Source organism: Shimia sagamensis (assembly GCF_900182745.1).
GTDB classification, from domain to species: domain Bacteria; phylum Pseudomonadota; class Alphaproteobacteria; order Rhodobacterales; family Rhodobacteraceae; genus Shimia; species Shimia sagamensis.
Genome location: NZ_FXTY01000019.1, coordinates 1 through 6,986, shown reverse-complemented (window position 1 = coordinate 6,986; position 6,986 = coordinate 1). Strand labels below are relative to the sequence as shown.

6 protein-coding genes are annotated in these 6,986 nt (G+C 49.6%); 4 read left to right on the top strand and 2 right to left on the bottom strand.

What is annotated here, in order from left to right; genetic code table 11:
* Positions 1-717 carry a response regulator transcription factor gene (locus QOL67_RS21705; RefSeq protein WP_283428090.1) on the bottom strand — a complete coding sequence of 239 codons (717 nt, stop codon included), beginning with the start codon at positions 715-717 and terminating at the stop codon, positions 1-3.
* Positions 718-1,088: 371 nt separating this feature from the next.
* Here QOL67_RS21705 and QOL67_RS21700 point away from each other — a divergent pair, with 371 nt between their 5' ends.
* Together QOL67_RS21700 and QOL67_RS21695 are read left to right on the top strand one after the other, a co-directional pair.
* On the top strand, positions 1,089-3,605 hold the full coding sequence (locus QOL67_RS21700; protein ID WP_283428089.1) for a PAS domain-containing sensor histidine kinase: 2,517 nt from the start codon (positions 1,089-1,091) through the stop codon (positions 3,603-3,605).
* On the top strand, positions 3,606-3,992 hold the full coding sequence (locus tag QOL67_RS21695; protein WP_283428088.1) for a response regulator: 387 nt from the start codon (positions 3,606-3,608) through the stop codon (positions 3,990-3,992).
* A 121-nt stretch (positions 3,993-4,113) separates the two neighbouring features.
* On the opposite strand, the gene QOL67_RS21690 is transcribed toward QOL67_RS21695, so the two are convergent.
* Complete coding sequence (locus tag QOL67_RS21690; protein WP_283428087.1) at positions 4,114-4,656, bottom strand: hypothetical protein; 543 nt, start codon at positions 4,654-4,656, stop codon at positions 4,114-4,116.
* A gap of 647 nt (positions 4,657-5,303) precedes the next feature.
* Here QOL67_RS21690 and QOL67_RS21685 point away from each other — a divergent pair.
* The gene (locus tag QOL67_RS21685) at positions 5,304-5,501 is read left to right on the top strand and encodes a hypothetical protein (RefSeq protein WP_283428086.1); all 198 of its coding nucleotides are present in this window, start codon (positions 5,304-5,306) and stop codon (positions 5,499-5,501) included.
* A gap of 37 nt (positions 5,502-5,538) precedes the next feature.
* A complete protein-coding gene (locus QOL67_RS21680; RefSeq protein WP_283428085.1) occupies positions 5,539-6,846 on the top strand; it encodes a DUF6538 domain-containing protein in 1,308 nt (435 codons plus the stop codon).
* Positions 6,847-6,986: the final 140 nt, after the last annotated feature.

Below are 6,986 nucleotides of genomic sequence, written 5' to 3'. Positions count from 1 at the left end.
TTAATCTGAGCGGCTACGAAGCAGGTATCCCACACCTCTTATTGTCTCGAAGTTTTCCTCTGCGTCGAGGAGACCCGAAAGTTTCCTTCGCAATCGGCTCACTAACCCGTCGATGGATCTGTCATACCCAGCCCAATCACGCCCCCTGATTGAAGTGATAAGCTGCTCTCTACTCATCACTTTATCCATGTTCTTCAGGAAAATTAGCCAAAGATCAAATTCGAGCTTGGTTAACCGAATTTGATCTCCGAAAGGCGCATACAGCTTGCGGGTTCTAGTATTTGTTCGATAATCAGCATAGACGATCTCAGGAAGGTTCGACACGGCCTCCTGATGTGGCGAATTTCTAATTTCAATTCGACGCAGCAAGCTCTTGATGCGTGCAACAAACTCTGACCTCGGGAAAGGCTTAACTACATAGTCATCCGCGCCAAGTTCAAGAGACACGACCTTGTCGACCTCGTCAAGCTTGCCAGAAAGTACAACGATGCCTGACGAACAGATGTGGCGTATCTTCCTGATGACTTCATGTCCGTGCCCGTCGGGTAACAAAAGGTCTACAACAAACAAGTCGAAAAGATTGTCCCTGACCTGTTCTTCGAACTGACGCATTGTTCTGGCAAAACTCACGCTGTATCCTTGTTCAAAAAGAACTTCCGCGACCTCTTCGGAAAGCGAGATATCATCATCCACGATGAGAATTGTAACTTTCTTCATTTGTTATGTCTTTCGGTCTGGCATGCGCTTTGGAGCGTCTCCAATGACCGTCCTACGCTGCCAAGCTGCTGCCAGCCACATCGAAAAGGGTCTCTGCACGCAAAATGTACGAAATTGCACCCTAACTATACTTTTGATCACTCAAGATAGCCGTAATACATCTTGTCGCTAGATTTGGCTAGGCTAGCGATGGTCCAACGCCTCAGGCTGCTCAAGAATGTGGCTTGAAAATGGATATGCCCATGCGACGTTCCGCTGCCCTTACGCCCACTAGTCGGCTCCAGACACTGCTTTCTGTCTCTTGGTTCCGTACAATCCTCGGCTGTTGTTTTTGCCTTTGCAGCTATTTGGGTAACGTTCTGAACGTTGATATGTTTTTTGGTGTCAATTTTCTATTTGGATCTGTTTTCGTTTGGCTCGCCATGTTCACATTGGGGGCATCCTGGGCACTTGCGGCGGCGTTTATTGGTGCTTTTCACACCGTTGAACTGTGGGGGCATGGGTACGCACATTTCCTCTTCACCATGGAGGCCGCCTTTGTTTGTTTTTTGGGCAGGAACGGGTCAACCAGTCGAGCCAGCATCTTAGTATTGATCTATTGGATGGCTTTTGGGGCGCCAATGGCGCTACTCCTGTACACTCAAGCACTCGATCTTCCTTGGTCAACCGCGCTGCTCGTTGCTTCCAAACAAGCGCTCAACGGATTTCTGAATATGATGATCGCAGCTCTTTTTTTTACATTGGTACTGTTTTTCCATCCAGAGTTAAGAATCCCAAAGAGATGGAAGGACGCCAACTCATATAGCGGACTTCTCCAGGCGATTTTCGGACTGGCATTCCTCCTCCCGATACTCCTGTCTGAGTTTTATGAGCTCAAGCGAAACTTTCAGCGGTTCGTTTCACACGAACTGGCTCAGGCTGAGATTAACAGCCGGCGCTCTTCTCAAAACACTGCGACTTTTCTGAAGCTCGAAACAGTTTTTTGGGGCACAAGCCTGTCAGAAATCAACGTGGCTGAAGATTATAAAAAAATCGAACAGCTTGTGGAAGCAGACATCTCTGCGGCACCTTCACAAATTTATACCGTGATGAACGATGGCTCTTTACGATTGGTTTATGGTCAGGCAACCTCGCTGCAGAAACTTACATTACCGTTGCAAGTTTTGCGCGCCCCCCAAGAAAAGCAGATGAGTTTTCTGTTAGGATGTCACGAGGGTCAATTCATGTCCCTCTTTGCGCCGGGCCGGGGGACAGATTTGCTTGCCTTCATTTGGCAGGCTGAAACCACCAAGTCTATTTCCTACTCGCAGCATGCAGCTGAATCTGAAATCAAATGCGTTTCCGGATCGTTTGAAGAACTGAATGAAAACTCCAGCGACAGTTCTGTCGTGGTGTTGCGTGACACGGACCCCTCGACACCGGCATTACAGTCCTGGTTGGGTGCCTCAGTGCAAGCGCAGACAAGGTTTGCCTCTCTCTTTCCTGCACTACTTCAGGTAAGCCATTCCCTAAAAACGAATATTCTTCGGACTCAGCAGGATACTAATTCTGCGGTTCAGAGGCTTTGTGTACTTGCCATGCTGATTATACTGGGAGGGCAGATTCTGGATGTTTTATTCAGGAAATCAGTGGGGAAGTTTGCTCGCATCTCTGAAGCTTATTTGAAACACCGTAAGCTGGCCATTAATTCGCTCAATCCAAACTTCAGAGAGGACCGTGCGATCTCCGCTTGGCTTGATCGTTTCGTAGAAGCTGTCGAGCAGGAAGAGCAAAGCAAACAACAGGCACAGCAAAAATTTAGTTTATTGCTCGCTCAGGTTCTAACTCCTGTTTTCGCAACAAATTCAGCAGGAAAAATCAAAGTTTGGAACCCCGCTTTGCAAGGGCTAACCGGCTATTCAGAGGATGAGGTTTTGGGGAAGGCGATCTCAGACTTCATCAAACAATCACCCGACTCCTTTGTCGCAAATGACGCTCAACAGGCTGCAGAGTTGTTGTTTGATCTTACTACAAAGAGCGGCAAAACGGTTCCTCTAGTAATAAGTAAGTTAGGAATTGAGAAAGGTGAAACAGGGCACGTTTTGACCAGCACGGAAAAAGTTGATCCAGCAGGTTCAACTTCCTATTTCATTGCACAAAATGTGGGTTCCCTCAAAGAAGCTCAAGCAAAACTCCTCCATGCTTCGCGGCTTGCGGCACTTGGGGAGATGGCCAGTTCATTCGCACACGAACTCAATCAACCTCTCAATGTCATTGCATTGGCAGCCGGTGGGGTGGCCGAGCGGGGCAAATACGGTGAAGTGCCGAAGGAGTATCTGATTGCCAAAGCGGAACGTATCGAAGCGCAGGCATTGAGAGCTGGGAGGGTGATTCAGGGAATACGAAACTTTGTCCTTGAGATTGGTGATGATGACATCGTTGAGTTCGATCCCGTAGTGAGGACGAAGTCAGCCATTGACTTAATCCGAGAGCAATTACGTTTGGAAAACGTCACGGTGCACATCAATACTCCATCGAGTGAGATTAAGATAAAGGGGCGTCCAATACTGTTTGAGCAAGCAATGGTGAATCTGCTTGTAAATGCAAAACAAGCAATGGAACGACAGGCTCTCTCAGAACGAAAAGTAAGTATTACCTTCTCAGTACACGACACTGTGCTAACTATTCTCGTGAAAGACACTGGACCGGGAATTGCTCAGGAAAACTTCGAGAGAATATTCGAGCCCTTCTTTTCATCCAAAAAAGATAATGGGGGGAGTGGCATAGGCTTGTACATGACTAAGTCAGTCATCAAGGAGTTGGATGGTACGATCCGAGCTGTAAAAGAAATTCACGGTGCTTGTTTTGAAATCAAGTTTCCGACTGCTCCTGCCGCATCGGAAAGTTAAATGTCTAAAAAGTTACCTAGCTTCACTACGCTTGTTCTGGATGACGACGAAGAGATCGTTGAGGAAGTTGCGGAAACCATCGCATTAATCGGTGGCCAAGTTGATGCCTTTAGCGATCCGGTTAAATGCATCGAGTACTTAAAAGCGCGCCGCCGTTCCTACGACGTACTGATCATCGACTTGTCAATGCCACTTCTTAATGGGTTGGACTTCCTGAAGTTAGCTTTGCCTTACATTGCAAATTCTCCGCGGCAATTCCTTATGACCGGACTGGCTGAGCTAGAGGGTAAACAGGTAGAGAGTAACTCGATGCTAACAGTGCTGCACAAACCTATAAGCATCTCTGAGCTCAGGGAAAAAGTGGGGCACCCTTTGCGATTTGAGTAGTAGGAAGGGTGCCCCAAAGTAAGCGCGGTCCCTCCTTGAGCGGTAAAGGTCCACGGCTAACAGCTCTCAGTTTAGCAATTCTCCGTGAGTGGAGATTTTGAGAGCAGTTTTGGTTGATGAGTTATTTTTGCCGAGGTCGACAAAGGCGATTTACAGACTCTCTCCGGAAATCATCAAAGCGGCTGCCCCATCGCATGTTCGCACCCACTGCAACTTTTAGAGCAGTTGAAAGATCTTTTGCCGACCTAGGTTCGCCGACAACGCAGTCTGCATACAGCTTAGGGTAGCTCGAGTTTTGAGGCGATTTACCTCTCTGAAGCATGACCATTACCGGAATCCTAACATCCATCATTCGTAGGAGCCGAACGTAGCTTTCCAAGCGCTCTTCATCCAAAGGCTGGTCTAGGCGGACCACAACCATTGCCCATTCCTCGGGGTCTTCGGAAACCGTCTTGAAAGTCGCCTCTAATGACGAGGAACATGCAACTTCAAATCCCAGATTCTCAAACCCAAACATGACATCAAGAAACGTGCTTTCCTGAGAGACAACGCAAGCAACATTCTTAGCTTTGAAGTTACTCGCTGAGTAAAGCTTGTCTCCATTACTTTCAACGGGCTTTAATTTTGTCAGGCCAAAAGGGCTCTCTAGTTTGTAAACTTCCACAGGACCATCCTCAAATAGGGCAGATAAGCCTTACCCGGGTGGTGTGCCTGTAGTTCGACAAGAGTGTCTAATTGTGTGTATTCACTGTGCAAAATCGGTGATTGAGTCGATGGGCTCCAGATTCCCCCTTGCCGAGTTGATAGATTGCTAAAATGCTCAACTAAGCATTGATCTCTGCCCGGGAGGCGCAAGAGTGGGTCTAGTCCTAATCTTCTTATCCCAATCGCTGGGTCGTCTTGTGAGGAGCTGCCTAAGCTTGGGCGGTGACTGCATTCGACTGCAGTACCATCGAAACCAATGTTCGGAACGTTAGGCTGAAACAGCGTTCATATCAAATTCAGACCGCTCTGCGCGAACGAATAATCGTGAAGTTTCAAGCATCTATATAAAAGAAACCCTCATGGAGAATTATAGATGTTTACAACGTTCATGCTGCTTGCTGCGGCTGGGCTGGGCTTTCGCCTGGCCTTGGCTTGGGGCCTTCGGAAGCACTATGACAGACGCCTCGCTATTCCAGATTTGTTTGCACTGGTTTTGCTAGTTTTAGCAGGTCTTCCAGACTGGCTAAGCCCTTTATCTTTCCCTTTTCCGTTCAGCTTCACGTTGGGGACTGTCCTGCCAGACCTCCTGATGCGGAGGCTTTGACCATGGCACACCTTGTCCTCAAGGAAGGCGATGTAGTCATCATCCGAGCTGGCGAAGACTGGCCAGAACACTTGTTCCGCGTCGATGAAGTCTTCGAAGACGTAGTAACCGGCTACTCTATAACAGGTCCTCTTCAGGGCGAGTACGGCGAGCCGGACTTCGACCTTATTCTCAGCGTTCACAGTCGCGCAACAGACTGATCAACCCCCAACATTCTAATTATGAAAGGAACAGGCCATGTCGTCTGCCCGAATTCGCTATGCCTATCTCAAGGGTCAGACTTGGCTCTATAGGCGAAACTACCCAAAAGAGGTCGCTGCACTCCTAGGCCAACAAGCCCTCAAGCAATCTCTAAAGACCAGCGATGCCAAGGTAGCCCGTCAACGGGCCGCCGAGGTGAATGCCCGCTACGAGGAGACCGTGGATCAGGTACTCTTAGGGGCTCTATCTCTGCCAAAGAGAGACACAGCCTCGGACGCTTCCAACTCGGAATGGGCTACCCCATCGGAACTCGCTCTCGCTCGTCTCCGGACCACTCTGGAGCACTCTGAGCCTGTCCGTTATCTGACGCCGGTTCAGCCCAAGCTAACAGTCCAAGAAGCGGCAAAGCGCTACCTGATCCTGCGCCAGAACGAGCTTAGGCCCAGTGGGTTTAAGTCGGTTCGCTACTCGATCGAGTTGTTCTGGTCCAAGTACGAGAACAGGAAGTTGGTGGACCTGACGCGGGAAGATGGGCGGGAGTTCCTGTCCCTTATAGCCCAGCTTAGCCCTACAATCGGCAAGTCACCGAAGACACGGGGGTTGTCCCTGGATACATCGGTGGAGTGGTCGTCTCAAAGCAGAACCAAGATCACAGGGCGGACCCAGCGGCGTATCTGGTCGCAGGTGAGTCACTGGCTAGACTGGTGTGTCTACGAGGGAGAACTGGAAACCAACCCATTCTCCTCAGTACGGTTTGAGGCCAAGGTCAGACACCAGCCCTATGCTGTTCCTTCTGACAAAGAGGTAAAGCAGCTTCTTGGATTGGCTGATCCGGTAATTGGCAATGTACTGTTGATCTGTCTCTTGTCTGGCATGAGAGCTGGAGAAGCAGCAGGACTGCTGAGGGAAGATGTCGTGAATAAGGGAAACCTCGGTGGCTTCTTCCTTGTTCGACCAAACCGGCTGCGCCTGCTCAAGACGGACGCGGCAGAACGTCAGGTGCCGGTACATTCAGCACTGGATTTGGTTCTGACCAAGTTGCCTAGCGCTGGGCCATTGTTCCCTAACTTGAAGGTGAATGACGTCACCAAGCGTTTTGCCAAACTAAGGCAAGCGCTGAGCATCGAAAGGCAAGGTCTTGTGTTCCACTCTACCCGCAAGTGGTTCATCACCCAATGCGAACGGACAGGCGTTCCTGAGCACTTCACCGCCAGCATAGTTGGCCATAAATCCGCCCGATCCGAGAACGGGATCACTTACGGCATCTATTCAGCCGGTATCTCGGATGAGCAGAAGCGGACGATCGTGGATCAGATCAAATTGCCAACGGGGTGTTCGCCATGAGCCGAATACCAGACATCGATGCCTTCGAGGAAAGGGTCGCTATCGCTGAGTACGATGGCGGCCTTTCACGTTCTGAGGCGGAGAACTTGGCAGCGAGGGCTCAAGGCTTCGCTAATGCTGATGCGTACTGGCAGTGGCTG